Raw genomic sequence first — 19,257 nt, 5'->3', positions numbered from 1 at the left:
GGCAGATCTCAAATTTTCATCATGGGGTTATCGATGAGGAAGTCCCAACGTATCCGTAGCGCAGCCGTTGCTGCCGCCGTCACTGCCGCTGCCCTGGCGCTGTCTGCCTGTGGCCAGAAGGCGGCTCAGGGCGGCGCGATGCCGCCGCCGGAAGTGGGTGTGGTCACCGTCACGCCGTCCGCGGTTGCCGTTGTCAATGAACTGCCGGGCCGGCTCGAAGGTGTGCGCACTGCCGAAGTGCGTGCGCGCGTCGAAGGCATCGTCCTGTCCCGCAATTACACCGAGGGCGGCGAGGTCAAGGCCGGCCAGGTGCTGTTCCGCATCGATCCGGCCCCGTACCAGGCGCAACTGGCCTCGGCCAAGGCGCAACTGGAGCGCGCCGAAGCCAATGCGGTCTCCGCGCGCCAGAAGGCCGAACGCTACAAGCCGCTGGTGGCAGTAAACGCGGTCAGCAAGCAGGAATATGACGAGGCCGTGGCCGCCGCCGGCCAGGCCAATGCCGACATCGCCGCCGCCAAGGCCGCCGTGACCACGGCCCAGATCAATCTTGGCTACACGACCGTGACGTCGCCGATCTCCGGCCGCGTGGGCCGGGCGCTGGTGACCGAAGGGGCGCTGGTCGGCAAGGGCGAAGCCACCAAGCTGACCACCGTCGAGCAGGTTGACCCGATCTGGGTAACTTTTACCCAGCCGGCTTCGGAAGTGGCGCGCCTGCGTGCCGCCATCGAATCGGGCAAGGTCAAGGGGGTGAACGGCGGGGCCAAGGTGCATCTGTACCCGGAAGCCGGCGACAAGGAATACGCCGCGACGGGCAAGCTGCTGTTCTCGGACATGACCGTCGACCCGACCACCGGCGCCATCACGCTGCGGGCCGAATTCCCGAATCCGAAGCGTGAACTGCTGTCGGGCACGTTCGTGCGCGTGAAGATCGAGCAGGGTGTCGACGAGAACGCGCTGACCGTGCCGCAGCGCGCGCTGATCCGCAGCGCCCAGGGCGCCAGCGTGCTGGTGGTGGGCGCCGACGGCAACGTGGCCGCGCTGCCGGTCAAGGCGCCGCAGGCCATCGGCGACCGCTGGGTCGTGACCGAAGGCCTGAAGGGCGGCGAAAAGGTGATCGTGGAAGGCCTGCAGAAGGTGCGCCCGGGCGCGCCGGCCAAGGCCGTGCCGTTCCAGGCCCCGAAGACGGCCGATGCCCCGGCATCGGCGCCGGCCGCCACCGCGCAGGGCGACAAGCCCGCCGCGGACGGCAAGGACGCCAGGGACGCCAAGGCCGACGACAAGTCGGCCGCCAAGCAGGGCTGATCGGGCCCTCGACCAAAGCCATAAAAGGGAGCCAGTTTCATGGCGAAGTTTTTTATCGACCGGCCGGTGTTCGCGTGGGTGCTCGCGCTGATCATCGCGCTGGGCGGTCTGTTGTCGATCGTGCAGTTGCCGATTGCGCAGTACCCCAATATCGCCCCGCCGATCATCACGGTGACCACCACCTACCCCGGTGCGTCGGCCAAGACGATCGAGGACTCGGTGATCACGCCGATCGAGCAGGAGCTCAACGGCGCACCCAACCTGCTCTATTACGAATCGCAAAGCGAATCGTCGGGGCTGGCCACGATCAACATCTCGTTCGCGCCGGGCTCGAACGCCGACCTGAACTCCGTGGAAGTGCAGAACCGCCTGAAGCGCGTGGAAGCGCGTCTGCCGGCGGAGGTGCGCCAACAGGGCGTGCGGGTCGACAAGGCCGGCAACAACTACATGATGTTCATCACGGTCTCGTCGAAGTCGGGTAAATCCGACGCGATCGAGCTCGGCAACTTCGTGTCGGCGCAGGTGGTGGATTCGATCCGCCGCGTGCCCGGCGTGGGTGCCGCCGACCTGTTCGGCACCGAGTACGCGATGCGGATCTGGCTGGACCCGGCCAAGCTGACGGGCTACAACCTGACGCCGCTGGACGTGACCGCCGCCGTGTCGGAGCAGAACATCCAGGTGGCCGTGGGCGAACTCGGCGGCACGCCGTCGCCGCGCGGCACCGAGCTGAACGCCACGGTCAACACCGAAAGCCGGCTGACCACGCCCGATCAGTTCGCCAACATCCTGCTGCGCGTGAATCCGGACGGCTCGTCGGTACGCATCAAGGACGTGGGCCGCGTGGAACTGGGCGGCGCCGACTATTCGACGCTGGCCCGCATCAACGGCAAGCCGGCTTCGGCCATCGCCATCAAGCTGTCGCCCACGGGCAACGCGCTGGCCACGGCCACCGCCGTGCGCGCGAAGATGGACGAGCTGCAGCGGTTCTTCCCGCCCGACTACGAATTCAGCGTTCCCTACGACACGTCCGCGTTCGTGAAGATCTCGATCGAGGAAGTGGTCAAGACGCTGCTGGAAGCCGTGGTGCTGGTGTTCCTGGTGATGTACCTGTTCCTGCAGAACTTCCGGGCCACGCTGATTCCGACGCTGGTGGTGCCGGTGGCGCTGCTGGGGACGTTCGGCGCCATGCTGGCGTTCGGCTTCTCGATCAACGTGCTGACCATGTTCGGCATGGTGCTGGCCATCGGTATCCTGGTGGACGATGCCATCGTGGTGGTCGAGAACGTCGAGCGGATCATGAGTGAGGAAGGTCTCTCGCCACGCGAGACCACCCGCAAGGCCATGAGCCAGATCACGGGCGCCATCGTCGGCATCACGCTGGTGCTGACCGCCGTGTTCATCCCGATGGCCTTCTTCTCGGGCTCGGTCGGCAACATCTACCGCCAGTTCTCGCTGTCGCTGATCTCGTCGATGGTGTTCTCAGCCATCCTGGCCCTGACGCTGACCCCGGCCCTGTGCGCAACGCTGCTCAAGCCGGTCGAGGCAGGCCATCATCACGAGAAGAAGGGGTTCTTCGGCTGGTTCAACCGGACGTTCGCCACGGCGTCGACCGGCTACCAGGGCATCGTGGCGCGCATCCTCAAGCGCTCGGGCCGCTACCTGATCGTGTACGCGGTGATCATCGCCGGCGTGGTCCTGCTGTTCCAGCGCCTGCCGTCGTCGTTCCTGCCTGACGAAGACCAGGGCTACATGATCACGGTGGTGCAGCTGCCCACGGGCGCCACGCAAGAGCGCACGATCGGCGTGCTCAAGCAGATCGAGGACTACTACCTGCAGAAGGAATCGAAGGTGGTGGACCAGATGATCACCGTGGCGGGCTTCTCGTTCTTCGGCCGTGGCCAGAATGGCGGCATTGCGTTCGTACGGCTGAAGGACTGGAAGGAGCGTCCGGGTGCGGACCAGACCGCGCAGGCCCTGGTGGGCCGTGCGTTCGGCGCGCTGTCGTTCATCAAGGACGCGATCATCTTCCCGCTGAACCCGCCGGCCATTTCCGAGCTGGGCAACTCGTCGGGCTTTGACTTCCGCCTGCAGGACCGTACTGGCCAGGGCCACGCGAAGCTGATGGAAGCGCGCAACATGATGCTCGGCATGGCCGCGCAATCGCCTGCCCTGGTGGGCGTGCGTCCGGAAGGCCAGGAAGACGCGCCGCAGCTGCGCATCGACATCGACCGCGAAAAGGCGCGTGCGCTGGGCGTGGCGGTGGCGGACATCAACCAGACGCTGTCGATCTCGTTTGGCTCGTCGTACGTGAACGACTTTATCTACGAAGGCCGCGTGCGCCGCGTGATCGTGCAGGCGCAGGGGTCTGACCGCCTGCTGCCCGACGACCTGGGCAAGCTGCGCGTGCGCAATGCCAACGGCGACATGGTGGCGTTCTCGGCGTTCTCCACGTCGCAATGGGTGATGGGCTCGCCGCGCCTGGAACGCTACAACGGCATGCCGGCCGTGAAGCTGGCAGGCCAGGCCGCGCCGGGCAAGTCCACGGGCGAGGCGATGCGCGTGATGGAAGAGAACTTCGCCAAGCTGCCGCCTGGCTTCGGTTTCGAGTGGTCGGGCCAGTCATATGAAGAACGCCTGGCCGGATCGCAGGAACCGATCCTGTACACGCTGTCGCTGATCATCGTGTTCCTGTGCCTGGCGGCTCTTTACGAGAGCTGGTCGATCCCGGTATCGGTGCTGCTGGTGGTGCCGCTGGGTGTGATCGGTGCGCTGCTGGGCGTGACGCTGCGCGGCATGCCCAACGACGTGTACTTCAAGGTGGGCCTGATCGCCACGATCGGTCTGTCGGCCAAGAACGCCATCCTGATCGTGGAGTTCGCCAAGGACCTGCAGGCGCAGGGCCGCAGCCTGGTCGATGCCACGCTGGAAGCGGTGCACCTGCGGTTCCGCCCGATCCTGATGACGTCGATGGCGTTCATCCTGGGCGTGCTGCCGCTGGCCATCTCCACGGGCGCGGGCTCGGGCAGCCAGCGCGCCATCGGTACCGGCGTGATGGGCGGCATGATCACGGCAACGTTGCTGGCCATCTTCCTGGTGCCGGTATTCTTCGTCGTGGTGCGCAGCCGGTTCAAGGGCAGCCGCGCCCAGCACGAACGTGAGCAGGCGCGCCTGGAAAGCAGCCAGAGGGAAATCTGACAATGACCAAGACTTTGACCACATTGCTGCTGGTGGCCGGGGTGATGAGCGGCTGCACGCTGGCGCCGCACTATGACCGCCCCGCCGCCCCCGTGGCTGGCAGCTATCCGGCTGCGCCGGAGGGTTATGCCACGGCCGAGGTGAAGAGCGGCGAAACGCGCCAAGCCACCGATATCGGCTGGCGCGAGTTCTTCACCGATCCGCGCCTGCAGACGCTGATTGCCACGGCGCTGGAAAACAACCGCGACCTGCGCACGGCCGCGCTGCGGATCGAGGAAGCGCGCGCGCAGTACCAGATCCAGCGCGCCGACCTGCTGCCGACCATCAACGGCAACGCGAGCTTCCAGCGCGGGCGGTTCTCGGGCACGACCTCGGGCGTGTCCCAGTCGTTCACCGGCAACATCTACCAGGTGGGCCTGTCGGTGACGCAGTGGGAGCTGGACTTCTTCGGCCGCGTGCGCAGCCTGTCGAATGCCGCGCTGGCGCAGTACTTCTCCACCGAGGAAGCGCATCGGGCCGCCTATATCTCGCTGGTCTCGGAAGTGGCCAAGTCCTATCTGGCCGAACGCGCCGCCGCCGAGCAGTACGACCTGGCGCGCGAGACGCTGGAGGCGCGCCAGAGCACGTACGAACTGTCGAAGAAGCGTTTCGATGCCGGTGCCACCTCGGCGCTGGACCTGCGCGACAACGAATCGCTGGTGGCCCAGGCGCGCGTCTCTGCCGCGCAGCTGGCGCGCCAGCGTGCGCAGGCCCAGAATGCGCTCGAAGTGCTGGTGGGCAAGCCGATCGCCGAGATCCCGAACCTGCCGGCGCCAATGCGCCTGTCCGACGAGCGCATCATCAGCGACATTCCCGAGGGCCTGCCCTCGGAACTGCTGACGCAGCGTCCCGATATCCGCCAGGCCGAACAGGCGCTGCTGTCCGCCAACGCGAACATCGGGGCGGCCCGCGCGGCGTTCTTCCCGCGGATCACGATGACGGCCAGCGCCGGGAACATCAGCACGTCGTTCACCAGCCTGTTCGACAACGGTGCCGGCGTGTGGTCGTTCTCGCCGCAACTGGTGCTTCCGATCTTCGACTACGGCCGTAACCTGTCGAACCTGGATCTGGCCAACGTGCGCAAGAACATCCAGGTCGCCAACTACGAGAAGACAATCCAGACCGCGTTTGCCGAAGTGGCCGATGCACTGGTGGCGCGCGGCACGCTCGAAGAGCAGGTGGCGGGCCAGGAGGCGCAACGCAATGCGGAAGCCGCGCGCTACGAGCTGTCGCGCCTGCGCTTCCGCAGCGGCGTGGCCAGTTACCTGGACGAACTCGATGCGCAGCGCCAGCTGTTCTCGGCCGAGCAGGCACTGGTGCAGGCACGCCAGCTGCGCCTGACCAATGCCATCGACCTGTATCGCGCACTGGGCGGCGGGCTGAAGGAAACCGGCGCAGTGGCCCAGGCGGCGCCGCAGCCGGCGACGCAGACCACGCAGTAACGCGTCGGTCCGGAAGCAGAAGTGAAAAGGGCGAGGCCGCGATGGCCTCGCCCTTTTTCTTGCGCGCGTGACAGCCGCTCAGAACTTGTACGTCGCCGCCAGGAAGAAGACCAGCGGATTGGGCCGCAGCGTGGTCTTCGACGTCGACAGCACGGTGCCGTCCGACGCCTTGATCGTCATCGTCGATTCCGATTTCAGCGGAATGTACGTCACCGCGCCGGTCACGCCCCAGTGCTCGTTGACGTTGTACGTGCCGCCGACGTTGAACACCGGCGCCCAGGACGACGAGGCATCGGCGCTGACCGAAGTCTGCCCCGGGATGCCGGCCCCCGCCGCCAGGATGGCGCCAAGGTTGTTGTTGACCGACTGGGCGAAGGCCGGATTCACCTTGATATCGGTGAAGAAGTTATACGACACGCCGAGGCCGACGAACGGCCGGAACGTTACCCCGGGCGAACGGAAGTGATACTGCACCATGGCGGCCGGGCTCCATTGCCGCGCCTGCGTGATGATCGGATTCAGCGACGGGTCCCCCAGGCTCTGGTGGCCCAGTGCGCCGGCCGGTCCCGGCGGAATCAGCTCGCCATGGCCGTAGATCTTGAAGGTCGGCGGAATGCCGCCCACGGCGGTAATGGCGATGTGGTCGGTCACGAAGTGGCTGAACGTGAGACCCAGCGTGTCGGCGTTCGACGACGACAGGCCGCTGCCCGGAGCCGAGAACGTGGATGGCAGTCCCAGCGGATAGTTGATCGGCACATCCACCACGTTGGTGGTCAGCGGCCCGCTGGTGCCGAAGGTCTGGATATGGAACCAGCCGGCCGACACCACGTTGTCGCCCGCCTTCTGGGCGAGCGCGGGCGCGGCAAGGCACGCGGCAACGGTGGCGCCCAGGGCAAGAAGGTGCTTCACGGCAAGTCGCTTGTTCTGCATGGTCATGTCTCCCCGGTTCCTGTTATTCGACGAACGCGCCGATCGTGAAGTACGGGCTGCCGTTGCGGTTTTCCAGGAATCCGAACACGCCGCCGGTGAACATCAGCTTGCCGGTGATACCGGGTGTGCCCTCCTTGCGCGTGGTGGTGATCACGCCGGCCGTGGTCTGCGAGAAGTCGAGCTTCAGCGCCACGGCGCGCGTGGCGTCCGACGCGTGGAACGGGTCGAGCATGGCGGCGTCCGCGCCCACCAGTGCCGTGGTCTTGTAGTCGAAGTTGCTGTCCACGCCGACGTACTCGCCATTGACGGTGCCCTGCGTGGCGGCCACGGCGGGCGCCATCATGCCGATGCCGATCTCGTCGTCGGCGCCCAGCGGCAGCTTGTCGGCGCTGGCATAGCCCACGCGGATCATCACCGGCACCAGTTGTCCGCGCAGCTTGCCGACAATCAGGTACGCGCGCCCCATCACATTGCCCAGCGTCGGCGGCTGTTCGCCTTCATAGTTGGTCGACACCAGTGCGCCATCCGATTGCGCCACGAACTTGTTGCCCTTCTGCTTGCAGGTGCCGCCCGCCTTGTTGTCGCAGACCGTGAACGAGCCATCGGCAGCCAGCGACATCCGGTAGTCCTGCGCCACCTGGGCGAAGTTCTTCGACGGGATCTCGTGGAAGCCCGATCCGTTGTAGAGCCCGGCGATCTTGCCCAGGTCGGTCTCGGTCTGCGCGAAGCCGATGAACTGGAAGTACGGGAACGTGGTGTCGGGCACCGCGCCCGCACCGAGCAGGCCGTTGAACTGGATGCGGGCGCCCGGGATGGTGCCGCCCATCACGCCCTCGCCCAGGAACAGCTTGGCCGGGCGGGCCGGGTCCAGGCTCGCACCCTGCAGCACGAAGGCGCACTGGTTCAGCTTCTGCGTCGGCAGGCCGGTTTCCTGCGCCAGCGTGCCGGTCATCACATTCTTGCCGCCGGTGGGGTCCGAACGCGTCGGCGACACGGTGCCCGTGGTGCGCGGCACCGACGAATCGAGGAACGTCACGGCCCAGGTCTTCTGGGTGGTGTCGATCTGCACCTTGACCAGCTCGCCGGAGCCGGTGCCGCCGATGTACGGCGTCGAGTAATCGACCGATGCGGGGCACAGGCGCGGCGTCACCGCGGCGGGCGTGCTGCTGCCGCCGCCATCGCCGCCACCGCCGCCGCAGGCGGCCAGCAAGGCGGTGGTGACAAGCGCCAGCGCCAGGCGCGGCATCCAGGTCCGCTGCGAGGGGGCGCCGGCGGTGCGCGGCGAATGCGTTTGCGGCAGCTGCATGATGATGTCTCCTTGGTGCTTTCTTATGTGTGAGGCAGGGTTCTGGATACGCGGCGCGCGCTAGCGGTTGGCCACCGCGCTGACGCGGAAGGTCGGAGCGGAGGCGTCGCCGAACAGGTGGGCGTACACGGGGCCGGTGGTGATCAGCGCACCGGCCTTGCCGCTGTTGTCGACGGTGCTCACCACGCCGGGGCGCGTGGCCTGCGTGAGATCCATCTGGAAGCCGCCGAGCGGCGTGAGCGACGGGTCTTGCGGATCGAGCCAGGCACCGACGTTGTCGTGCAGCGACGACGCCACGTACTTGAAGTCGCTGCCCGAGCCGATGTAGCCGCCCTTGAGGGCGGCGGCGCTGGTCGCCGTGGTCGGCGACATCAGCGCGATGCCCGATTCGTCGTCGACGCTGAGGATGATGTTGGACAGGTCGGAGAAGTCGACGCGCGCGTAGCCCACGCGCACCAGCAGCGGCACCAGCTTGCCTTCGAGCTTGCCCACGATCAGCACGCCTTTGGCCAGCGTCTGGTTGCCGGCCGCGAACGTCTGGGTGAAGAAGAACGGATACGGTTTCAGGCCGCTGGCGTCGAAGCTTTCGAAGGCGCCGTCGGTGCCTGCACGCAGCTTCCAGGCCTTGCCGGTGGTCACGCAGTTGCCCGAAGCCACCGTGCAGGTGCCATCGGCGTTGATGGTCTCTACCTTGTTGGCGACCGTGGGCACGAAGTGGTTCGTCGAGAGCGGATTGCCCCCTGACGGAATCAGGTGGTAGCCCAGCACGTTGTAGCTGCCGGCCACCTTGCTGAAATCGGTCTCGGTTTCGGCAAAGGCCAGCACCGGGTACATCGCGAAGGTCGTGGCGGGGATGGCGCCAAAGCCGGGAAGGGCGTCGGTGCCGCCGAGGCCGTTGTACTTGATCGTGGCACCCGGAATGCCGCCGCCGGCCACGCCATTGCCGACGAACAGGATGGGAGGATGGGCCGGATCGATGAGCGCCTGCGAGGTGCCGTCCGATGCCGTCGCGGTCTTCAGTTCGTATGCGCAGTTGTTCTGGGCTGCAGTGGGCAACGGCCGGGTGGGATGCGACATCGTCCCGGTGATGGTGACGCCGGCGCGCGTCGGGTAGATATCGGCCGTGGTCTTCGGCACTGGCGATTCCAGGAACTGGATGCGATACGTGCCCTGGGTGCTGTCGAGCTGGATCTTCACGAATTCGCCCGCGCCCGATCCGCCGGTGTACGTGGTGCGGTAGTCCAGCACGCTCGGGCAGATGGGGGCCACGGGCTGGTTCACCGTGGGGCCCGACGGGCTGCACGTTCCGTTGGTGGCGCATTGCTGCGCAGTGGCTTGCGGCGTGCTGCCGCCGGGTTCTCCGTCGCCGCCGCCGCAGGCGGACAGCGCGATCGTCAGGCTTACCCCAGCCAGGCAAAAGGCGGTGCGTCGAAAGTTCGACTGTTTCATGGTGGTCTCCTCGTTCTTATGACGGGCGCACCGGCACTGGCCGAGGTGTCGCACGGTGGTCGGAATCTCGCGTTTCAAGCGCCTGCGCGCAATAGAGCGCATGTTCCAAACATTGCCGCTGTGCCGTCTGCCGTTGTCCGCCAAGCGCCTCGCGCCCTTGTTCAAACCGTGTGCGCGGCCCGATGTGCGCCTATTCAAACGGGGGGTGGCGCCTGGTGCCGGCGGTATCAGAACTTGTATTCGCTGTTGGCCGGGTCGAACGCCGAGGCATCGAAGGTCTTCTTCACGGCCTTTTCGAAGACGATCTTCTCGACCATGTTGCCGTCGGTGTCCCAGGCCGTTTCCATGCGCGGCCACGGATGCTTGAGGTCGAACATCAGCTGCACCTTCTTGGCGTAATACCTGGGCGCGCCTTCGGGCAGGTCCCAGGTCAGCGCCACCATGCGCGTGCCCTGCTCCTGCACGATCTCGGTGCGGGTGTACTTCTCGGACAGGCCCGCGGCGCGCAGCGTCTTGGCGTCGCGTTCCAGCATCGACAGCACGAACTGGAAGCCCAGGTCGCGCACGGTATGGTTCGATTGCGATTTCGCCAGCGTGCCGTCGATGGCCGTCCAGATCGACGTGAAGCCCATGACGCCACCCAGGTGGCCGTACATCTCTTCCTTGCGCCGGGTCTCGTCGTAGATGATTTCCTGCCCGGCCTGCACGCCGTTGGGCAGCCACTTTGCATAGAGCTGGCGCGGCATATGGCGGTAGCGGATCATCATGCGCGCGGGCTTGTCCTGCCACTGGCCGTTGAGCCGCTCCTGGCGCGTCATCCAGTATTCGTATTCGGGATAGCGGTTGATTTCCTGCCGCGCCCACGTCAGCAGCGCCTCCGGCTGCAGGGCGTCGAACACGGCCAGCACCTGCGCATCGGTCATCGCCGCCAGTTCACCGCTGGCAATCTGCTTGCCGAGCAGCGCCGTCTGTTGCGATGTGGGCAGGCCGTCGTACGGCGTGGGCGTACGGGCCGATTGCGCGGCCGGTGCGCCCTGCGCGTGGGCTTCGAACAGGCTGCCCGGCGGCGTGGCCAGGAATCCGAGGATGCCGCCGAACGCGGCGATCACGAACATCTGCTTCATGGCGAGTCTCCAGTGTGTTTTGCTTTCTTCAGGCAAGACGGGGCCCCTCCGGCCGTGCGGAACACGGCAGGCTGGATGCGCACCGGAACCGCGGCGCGCAGCGGGTCACGCCTCGCGGTGGGCGTGGCGGATCGACAGGTCGGTAGTGAAGGCGACGGTTACCGTCGCGGCTCGCCGCAGCGCGCGCCGCGGTCCCGGTGGAGACCGCGGCGGCGTGCCGCTATGTCCTGGGGCGGGTACGCATCCAGTCGTCGAGCGGATTGCTGGGGAAGGTGGCGCAATGCTCGCGGCGCACCGTCATGCTGGCGGTGGGCGGGCGCGTTGCGGTTTCGCTGCGCGCGGCCCGCGCGCTGCGCCGTGCGCGGCCCATTGCGGCAGCCGTCGCGGCAGCCAGCTCCTGGGCCTCGTTTTCGGCCGTGGCGGCCATCGCCGCGATGCTGGCCTGCTCGTCGGCCTGCTGGGCCTCGCCGATCTCGAATACTTCCTGCAGGGCGCCAAGCTCCTGCACCGCCGGCGATGGCGCCTTGAGGGCGGCCACCACCATCGATGTCAGTTGCGCCAGCACCTGCGCATCGCTCATCCGCTTGCCTTGCGTGAACGCGGGCATCAGGTTGCCGAGCTCGTCGCCGGCCAGCACACCGGCCAGCGCCTTGAGGGCGAAGTGCAGCCGCCAGCCAAGCTCCTGCCGTGGCACGTCGGGCAGCGCGCGCGCAAACGCTTCGAAGAAGCGTCCGAACACGGGGGCGTAGTGCCCCATCAGCCAGGACTGGATGAACGGTGAGGTATCGGAATACACGCGCCCGAGCAGGCGCAGGAATGAGGGGCCGCCAATGTCGGGCTCGCGCGCCATCTGCAGCGCGGGGACGAACAGGGCGCCCATCACGTGTTCGCAGCGGATGGCGTTGCCGGGCCAGCGTGCCTCGCAGGCATCCAGCAATGCAAGTCGCCGCGTGTTGAGCGGATCCAGCCGGCGGCTCAACACCGACTGCATCATGATTTCCTTGCTACGGAAGTGATAGTTGACGGCGGCCAGATTGACGATCGCTCGGGACGTGACCTGCCTGAGCGAAGTCGCTTCATAGCCAACCTCAATGAACAACTTCTCGGTCGCATCGAGGATGCGAGCCTTGGTATCTCCTGCCGTGGTTTTCCCGGTCTTCATGGGGGCGTCTCTCGCTGAAAAACCGCTGTGGACCCCTGCAAAAAAAACTACAAATCCACAACCGTCCGCTCCTTGCTCTGTTGGCATACGGATGCTTCAAACGGTTGTAGGGAGCCTATCCAGCGCCCCGAGCGTTTCACAAGACCATTTTTCGAAGACATGCTCTAAATTGCAAGTCCCTGCCACGCACCGCGTTGCCTGGCAGTCCTCCGGTCACGCCATGATGGTCTTGCGCAACACAGAGGCATTCTGCGCCGTCAAGGCGAAGACTGACAACTGCGGGTTGGCCCCGATGCTTGTCGGAAACACCGAGCCGTCGAATACGTACAGATTCTGCAGATGATGGTGGCGGCCGGCGCTGTTCACCACACCGCGCGCAGGGTCTTCGCTCATCGCGCAGCCGCCCATCAGGTGGGCGCTGAACAGCAGCACGCGGAATTTCTTCAGCGGCAGCTGGCCGATGGCAGCGCGCGCCTGCGCCCACGTCGTGTAGTCACTGCCATCGAGGTGGGCCGGCCGTACGCGAACGGCGCCGGCCGCGAACTGGGCCTCGGCCATGCTGAGGTAGGCGCGGCGGACGCCATCCCATAGGTAGTCGCTCACTTCGTAATCCAGGATGGGGCTGCCGTCGTCGGCGATTTTGACGCGGCCGCCGGGGCTGTCGGGTACGAACCCGTCGCGCAGCAGGGCCAGCATGGCGTTGGTATGCGGCAACGCGGCCATTTCGCGCTGCAGCGTCTGTCCCATGCCATTGAACACGCCGGCGCTGATGCCTGGAAACATCGGCGGTACTTCCAGCTTGTACCCCATCGGGCCCGTTGCGCCGTCACGCCACTGGAAATGATCGGAAGCCACCGATTGGGGCGCGCCATAATATGGATCGATTTTTTCCGGCATTTCCGCGATGCTCAAATTCACTGGATGAATAAAAGTACGCTGCCCAAGCCGGTCATGCGGATCGGGAACGCGCGAGCGCAGCAGCAGCGCCGGCGTGTTGATGGCCCCGCCGGCGGCGATCACGTACCGAGCCCGTACGCTGACACTGACGCCGGTCGGGGTGTAGCCGTCCTGGCCCAGGGCATCGCCAGTCAGCCCGCTGACGACCTTGCCGTCGTGGTCGATGGTCCGGACGCGCAGCCGGTGCACCAGTGTGGCGCCGCGCGCCAGCGCGTTCGGCAGGGTGGACACCAGCATCGACTGCTTGGCGTTGACCGGGCAGCCGAGCCCGCAATAGCCGGAATTCCAGCAGCCCTTCACGTTGCGCGGAATCACGTGCCATTCCCAGCCCAGCTTTTCGCAGCCACGCCGCAGCACGGCGTTGTTCGGGTTCGGGTCCATCGCCCACGGCGCCATGCCCAGGCGTTCCTCGATCTGCGCGAACCAGGGTGCCATGTCGGCCTGGCTGTGGCCGGCAACCGTGTGTTCGGCGGCCCAGTGCGCCAGCGTCTGCGGCGGCGTGCGGAAGCTGGACGACCAGTTCACCGTGGTGCTGCCGCCCACGGCACGGCCCTGCAGGATCGAGATCGCGCCATCTGACGTGGCGCGGGCGGCGGCCTCCTGGTACAGGTCGCGATAGGCGCGCGCTTCGTCCATGTCCCGGAAGCTGTCGGACGTATGCAGGCCGCCCTCCTCCAGCAGCAGCACGCTCAGCCCGGCGTCGCTGAGCACCTCGGCGGCGATGCCGCCGCCCGCGCCGGTGCCGACGATGGCCACATCGGCGTCAAACGTACGGGGCGCGGTGAACGTGGCGGCGTCGAGCACCTTCCAGCCGGACGCGATGCCGGCGCTGTAGATATCGTTGATCGGCATGGGGAATTCCGCTGGAAACTCAGCTGTGAAGGGCGCGATAGATCGCGGGATTGGGGCCGGGGTAGCCGCTGGCCGCCCAGGTATCGGGCAGCACGTAATAGGCGACGCTGGCCAGTTTCACCAGCACCACGCCGCCGGCATTCAGGGTGGCAAAGCGGCTGCCGCGCCAGCGCGCCAGAAAGGCTGTCGCCTGTTCGGGCGTGGCCTGGTCCCAGGGCGTCCGCATGCCTGCCAGCGCCCATCGCAGCGGCGTGCTCGCCAGCAGATCCAGCAGCTTGCGCAGTTCGCGCTGGCCGTTCTGGCCCATGGCGGCGATCGTGCCGTCGATGTTCTTCATGGCTGCATCGATGCGTCGGCCGCGTGTGGCGCCGTCGTGGGCTTGCAGGTCGATCGCCACGGCCGGCAGCAGCGCGCGAAACAGCGTGATATCGGCGGGCCGCAGAAAGGCCATGCCGGGCGCCGGCGGCGTGTTGGCCGGCGAGCAGCCAGTCAGCGCGGGCAATAGCGTCGAGCACGCGATGGCCGCCGAAAAGCCTGTCCCCACCTTCAGGAACAGGCGGCGGGAGGCGTCATGCGGTTCGTTTCGATCCGGTGACTGGGGCGGTGCGGCCGCGCGGGCAGGTGTGGGCATCGTGTCTCCGTGATGGGTGTCTTGTGGTGGCGGCGTTGCGATTCTGCCGAAGCGCCCGAAAATATTTCGCCCTGGTGCACGGGTTTCAAACGCACGACCGAGCCGTGCGCCCGAAGCGGGTCTTGCGGCGCTAACGTCGTTTAATGTGATGCCAACGACGCTGGAAAACGGCCAAAAATAGAACGATTCTTCAAACCATCGCATTGACCGGCAAAATCTCGGTGCCTACGATGACATCGTTCAATGTCACGATCAACGGTGTCGACGACGTCCCGCCAACCGGCCACAACCCGTCGCGCCGCACCGGAAAGCCGCCCCATGAATGCACCTCTGGACCTGCAGGCTCATCTTCCGACCGAAGCGGAGCAGGCCTGCGACATCGCCATCATCGGCAGCGGCTTTGCCGGGCTCGGCATGGGTATCCGTCTCAAGCAGTCGGGCGTGGATGACTTCCTGATCTTCGAGAAGGCCGATGCAGTGGGCGGCACGTGGCGCGACAACCACTACCCCGGGTGCGCCTGCGACGTGCAATCGCATCTCTATTCGTTCTCGTTTGCACCGAATCCCGACTGGTCGCGCATGTTCTCGACGCAGCCCGAGATTCGCCGCTACCTGGAACATTGCACCGACCGCTTCGCGCTGCGTCCGCATCTGCGGCTGGGCCATGAACTGGCGCATGCCGAATGGGACGCGCCTGCCGCGCTCTGGCGCCTGCGGATGCGCGATGGCCGCCGTGTGCGCGCCCGCGTGCTGATCGCCGGCATGGGTGGGCTGAGCCGGCCATCGATTCCGGATATCCCCGGGCTGGATCGCTTCGCCGGCACCGTGTTCCATTCGCAGCAGTGGCGCCATGACTATCCGCTGGCCGGCAAGCGCGTGGCCGTGATCGGCACCGGCGCCAGCGCCATCCAGTTCGTGCCGCAGATCGCGCCGCAGGTGGCGCAGCTCGACCTGTACCAGCGCACGCCGCCGTGGATCATGCCCAAGCCCGACCGTCGGGTGACGGCCGCCGAGCAATGGCTGTTTCGCCATCTGCCCTTCACGCAGGCGCTGTTGCGCACCAGCCTTTACTGGAGGCTGGAATCGCGCGTGCTCGACTTCGTGGTGCACCCCAAGTTGATGAAGGCCGTGGAACGCGTGGCGCGCCGCCATCTGAAAAAGCAGGTGCGAGACCCCGCGCTGCGGCAGACGTTGACCCCGAACTACACCATCGGCTGCAAGCGCGTGCTGATTTCCAACGACTATTACCCGGCGCTGACGCGCAGCAATGTCGATGTGGTGACCACGGGGATCGACCACGTGGCGCCCGACGCCGTGGTGCTGCGCGACGGCACGCGCCGGCCCGCCGACGCGATCATCCTTGGCACCGGCTTCCATGCCACCGATCCGCTGCCGCGCGGCGTGATTGTCGGCCGGGACCGGCGCGACCTGCTGGACGCCTGGCGCGATGGCGCCGAGGCATACCTGGGCACCACGGTGGCCGGCTTTCCGAACCTGTTCATGATCGTCGGCCCCAACACCGGCCTGGGTCATAGCTCGATGGTCTTCATGATCGAGTCGCAGGTGAACTACGTGCTCGATGCGCTGCGCCAGATGCGCCAGGCGCGCGTGCAGGCCGTGGACGTGCGCCCGGCCGTGCAGGCCGCGTTCAACCGTGGCATCCAGCAGAAGCTCGGTCACGCGATCTGGGCCGCCGGCGGTTGCGCCAGCTGGTACATCGACCCGCGCAGCAAGAAGAACACCACCCTGTGGCCGGGCTTCACGTTCCAGTTCCGCCGTGCCACGCAATCGTTCCGCATGAGCGACTACGAACGCTGGCCCGTGCGCCACGCCAGCGTCGAACCGCTGGCGGACACCGAGCCGACCGAACAGGCAGCGCCAATCCGCGCCTGACCAGGGCGCCCGCGCACCCGCAGGCCATTACGCATCCGAACCAGACACAAGAACTCAGGAGGCAAGGCATGAAGGATTTCCGCAACAGGGTTGCCGCGATCACCGGTGCCGGCTCCGGCATGGGCCGCTGCCTGGCGGTGCAGCTGGCGCAGGCGGGCTGCCACGTGGCGCTGTCCGACTGCAACGAAGCCGGGCTGGCGCAGACGTTGGCCGACGTGCAGCGTGCCGCGCCCGGTGTGCGCGCCACGGTCGCGCCGGTAGACGTGGCCGATCGTGCGGCCGTCTATGCCTGGGCCGACGCGGTGGTGCGCGACCACGGCCGCGTGAACCTGATCTTCAACAACGCCGGCGTGGCGCTGTCGAGCACGGTCGAGGGCATGAGCTACGACGACCTCGAATGGATCATCGGCATCAACTTCTGGGGCGTGGTGTATGGCACCAAGGCGTTCCTGCCGCACCTGAAGGCCAGCGGCGAAGGCCACGTGGTCAATACGTCCAGCGTGTTCGGCCTGTTCGCACAGCCCGGCATGGGCGCCTACAACGCCAGCAAGTACGCGGTGCGCGGCTTCACCGAGGCGCTGCGCCAGGAACTGGATCTGATGGACTGCGGCGTGTCGGCCACCACGGTTCATCCGGGCGGCATCAAGACCAATATCGCGCGGGCCAGCCGGGTATCGCCGAGCGTCAACGGCCTGCTGGTGCGCGACGCGCAGCAGGGCCGCGATGAGTTCGAGAAGTTCTTCATCACCACGGCCGACAAGGCCGCGCGCGTGATCCTGGACGGCGTGCGTGCCAACAGGCGTCGCGTGTTGATCGGCCCCGATGCCGTGGCCGCCGACGCGATGGCGCGCCTGCTGCCGGCCGCATACCAGTCGCTGGTGGTGCGCGAGACGCGGCGCAAGCGCAAGCAGCTCGTGCCGGATGCCGCCACGGCACCCGCGCGCGGCGGAGAGCGCGCATGACCCGCGCCACGCTGTCCCGCGAGGCCGCGCTGCAGTCGCCCCCGGGCACGTTCACGCGCTGGTTCGGCCAGGGCCGCCTGGGCCTGGTCAGCCTGTCGCGCGATGCGCTGGCGCGCCGCTACGCACTGCCCGCGTCACGCTGGGTGCAGGTGATGGGCGCGCTCGTGCACTACACCGAGGAAGGCGTGCCGGAGGGCGAGCCGCTGGTGCTGATCCACGGCTTTGGCGCGTCGTTGCACACGTGGGAAGGGCTGATGCCCGCGCTGCGCCAGCAATACCGGGTGATTCGCCTGGACCTGGCGCCGTTCGGCCTGACCGGGCCGCTGCGCGACGCACATGGCCGTATCGCCACGATGGATATCGACGTTTACCGCCGCTTTATCGACGGCTTCCTGGCCGCGCTGCACCTGTCGCGCGCCACCTTCATCGGCAACTCGCTGGGCGGCCTGATCGCCTGGGACCTGGCCGCGCGCCGGCCGGCCATGGTGAACCGGCTGGTGCTGATCGACGCCGCCGGCTTTCCGATGAAGCTGCCGATCTATATCGACCTGTTCCGTCACGCCGCGGTGCGCTGGTCGGCGCCGTGGCTGCTGCCCGAATGGATCATCCGCGCGGCCACGCGCGATGTGTATGGCGATGCCGCGCGCGTGCCCGAGGCCACGTTTCGCCGCTATGTCGATTTCTTTTACGCAGCAGGCAGCCGCGAAGCGGTGGGCCGCATGGTGCCGAAGCTCGATTTCGATCAGCTCGACACCGAGCGCCTGCGCGGCGTGCGTCAACCCACGCTGGTGCTGTGGGGCGACCGCGACCGTTGGATTCCGCCCGCGCACGCCGCAGAGTTCGCGGCACGTATCCCCGACGTGACGCTGCACCGCTACGCGGGTCTTGGCCATGTGCCGATGGAAGAAGACCCGCAGCGCGTGGCGGCCGACCTGCTGCGCTTCCTGGACGGCGCCCGCGCGGCGCCAGCCACCCAACAACCGGAGCCCACACCATGATGCCAGTCCGACGCGACGTGCATCCCCACCTCCCGCCAGAACGCATCTGCGACTGGCACGAGCGCGGGCAGCACGTGACCCACTTCATCAACGCGCTGTCGATCTTCTTCCCGGCCGGCGAACGCTTCTTCATGGACAGCGTGCGCAACTACCGCGACCGCGTGACCGACCCCGAACTCAAGCAGGCCGTGGCCGGCTTCATCGGGCAGGAAGCGATGCACACGCGCGAGCACATCCTCTACAACCGGCTGCTCGACGATGCCGGCCTGCCCGCGTCGAAGCTCGACCGCGCGGTGGCGACGCTGCTCAACCTGCTGCGCAGGGTGCTGCCGAAGTCGTGGCAGCTGGCGCACACCATCGCGCTGGAGCACTACACGGCAATGCTGGCCGGCGGCATGCTGTCCGACCCCCGCCACATGGGCGAATCGGAACCCGGCTACCGGCAGGTGTGGACGTGGCATGCGCTGGAGGAAACCGAGCACAAGGCCGTGGCCTACGACGTCTGGAATACGGTGATGAAGCCGGGGCCGTATCGCTACCTGCTGCGCACGTTCACGATGCTGACGACCACCGTCACGTTCTGGGCGATGGTGTTCGTGTTCCACGTGCGGCTGGTGATGGCCGACAAGACGTGCCGCAACAAGCTGTTGGGCTTCGGCCGCGTGGTGAACTTCCTGTGGGGCTCGCCCGGCGTGCTGCGCAAGATGATTCCGGAGTGGTTCGACTACTTCCGCCCGGGCTTTCATCCGTGGGACGAGGACAACCGCGCCGAACTGCATCGGATCATGCCGTTGATCGCAGAAATTGAAGATACGGCGATTCGCGCAGGGGCCAGCACGCGCGCGCCGTCGATCCGGAGCGCCGCGTGAGCCGGTAGTGCTTCAGGCGCATGCCCCCTCCCCCGGCCCCTCTCCCGCTGGCGGGAGAGGGGAGACAACCACGGGTGGTTGAAATGCAGCGGGTTTGCTCCCCTCTCCCGCAAGGCGGGAGAGGGGTCGGGGGAGAGGGCCGGCGC

The 19,257-nt window shown here is 66.9% G+C and carries 14 protein-coding genes; 7 read left to right on the top strand and 7 right to left on the bottom strand.

The window, feature by feature from the left end; genetic code table 11:
• Positions 1 to 33: 33 nt before the first annotated feature.
• Genes AC24R4_RS16650 through AC24R4_RS16640 form a run of 3 tightly spaced genes read left to right on the top strand, consistent with a single transcriptional unit; the run spans position 34 to position 5,978 of the window.
• Positions 34 to 1,302 (top strand): efflux RND transporter periplasmic adaptor subunit, encoded by a 1,269-nt coding sequence (locus AC24R4_RS16650; RefSeq protein ID WP_400393415.1) that lies wholly within the window; start codon positions 34 to 36, stop codon positions 1,300 to 1,302.
• A 39-nt stretch (positions 1,303 to 1,341) separates the two neighbouring features.
• Entirely contained in the window at positions 1,342 to 4,497 is a 3,156-nt protein-coding gene (locus AC24R4_RS16645) for an efflux RND transporter permease subunit (protein ID WP_400393417.1), read from the top strand.
• 2 nt (positions 4,498 to 4,499) lie between these two features.
• A complete protein-coding gene (locus AC24R4_RS16640; RefSeq protein ID WP_153946257.1) occupies positions 4,500 to 5,978 on the top strand; it encodes an efflux transporter outer membrane subunit in 1,479 nt (492 codons plus the stop codon).
• Between the two features lie 78 nt (positions 5,979 to 6,056).
• Here the strand turns inward: AC24R4_RS16640 and AC24R4_RS16635 are convergent, their stop codons facing one another.
• The 7 genes from AC24R4_RS16635 to AC24R4_RS16605 all read right to left on the bottom strand — a co-directional run bounded on the left by AC24R4_RS16635 (position 6,057) and on the right by AC24R4_RS16605 (position 14,389).
• A complete protein-coding gene (locus AC24R4_RS16635; protein ID WP_400393419.1) occupies positions 6,057 to 6,908 on the bottom strand; it encodes an OmpW/AlkL family protein in 852 nt (283 codons plus the stop codon).
• A gap of 22 nt (positions 6,909 to 6,930) precedes the next feature.
• Complete coding sequence (locus AC24R4_RS16630) at positions 6,931 to 8,154, bottom strand: DUF2957 domain-containing protein (protein WP_400393423.1); 1,224 nt, start codon at positions 8,152 to 8,154, stop codon at positions 6,931 to 6,933.
• Positions 8,155 to 8,274: 120 nt separating this feature from the next.
• Positions 8,275 to 9,663: a DUF2957 domain-containing protein gene (locus tag AC24R4_RS16625; protein ID WP_487523366.1), complete on the bottom strand. Its 1,389-nt coding sequence runs from the start codon at positions 9,661 to 9,663 to the stop codon at positions 8,275 to 8,277.
• A 227-nt stretch (positions 9,664 to 9,890) separates the two neighbouring features.
• Positions 9,891 to 10,787: a DUF1571 domain-containing protein gene (locus AC24R4_RS16620; protein ID WP_400395024.1), complete on the bottom strand. Its 897-nt coding sequence runs from the start codon at positions 10,785 to 10,787 to the stop codon at positions 9,891 to 9,893.
• Between the two features lie 220 nt (positions 10,788 to 11,007).
• Positions 11,008 to 11,949: a TetR/AcrR family transcriptional regulator gene (locus AC24R4_RS16615; RefSeq protein WP_400395025.1), complete on the bottom strand. Its 942-nt coding sequence runs from the start codon at positions 11,947 to 11,949 to the stop codon at positions 11,008 to 11,010.
• A 213-nt stretch (positions 11,950 to 12,162) separates the two neighbouring features.
• Positions 12,163 to 13,758: a GMC family oxidoreductase gene (locus AC24R4_RS16610; RefSeq protein ID WP_400395027.1), complete on the bottom strand. Its 1,596-nt coding sequence runs from the start codon at positions 13,756 to 13,758 to the stop codon at positions 12,163 to 12,165.
• 19 nt (positions 13,759 to 13,777) lie between these two features.
• Positions 13,778 to 14,389: a hypothetical protein gene (locus tag AC24R4_RS16605; protein ID WP_487523365.1), complete on the bottom strand. Its 612-nt coding sequence runs from the start codon at positions 14,387 to 14,389 to the stop codon at positions 13,778 to 13,780.
• Between the two features lie 318 nt (positions 14,390 to 14,707).
• Between AC24R4_RS16605 and AC24R4_RS16600 the strand changes: the two genes are divergently transcribed.
• The 4 genes from AC24R4_RS16600 to AC24R4_RS16585 all read left to right on the top strand — a co-directional run bounded on the left by AC24R4_RS16600 (position 14,708) and on the right by AC24R4_RS16585 (position 19,111).
• Positions 14,708 to 16,282: a flavin-containing monooxygenase gene (locus AC24R4_RS16600; protein WP_400393899.1), complete on the top strand. Its 1,575-nt coding sequence runs from the start codon at positions 14,708 to 14,710 to the stop codon at positions 16,280 to 16,282.
• 68 nt (positions 16,283 to 16,350) lie between these two features.
• The gene (locus AC24R4_RS16595) at positions 16,351 to 17,244 is read left to right on the top strand and encodes an SDR family NAD(P)-dependent oxidoreductase (RefSeq protein ID WP_400393897.1); all 894 of its coding nucleotides are present in this window, start codon (positions 16,351 to 16,353) and stop codon (positions 17,242 to 17,244) included.
• The gene (locus AC24R4_RS16590; protein ID WP_400393895.1) at positions 17,241 to 18,242 is read left to right on the top strand and encodes an alpha/beta fold hydrolase; all 1,002 of its coding nucleotides are present in this window, start codon (positions 17,241 to 17,243) and stop codon (positions 18,240 to 18,242) included. The genes AC24R4_RS16595 and AC24R4_RS16590 overlap by 4 nt, the downstream gene beginning before the upstream one ends.
• Positions 18,239 to 19,111, top strand: coding sequence for a metal-dependent hydrolase (locus tag AC24R4_RS16585; protein WP_400393894.1), 873 nt, complete (start codon positions 18,239 to 18,241; stop codon positions 19,109 to 19,111). Before AC24R4_RS16590 ends, AC24R4_RS16585 begins: the two co-directional genes overlap by 4 nt.
• The last annotated feature ends 146 nt before the right edge of the window (positions 19,112 to 19,257 follow it).

The organism is Cupriavidus sp. CER-90 (assembly GCF_057652055.1).
This window is presented reverse-complemented; position numbering and strand designations above follow the sequence as displayed.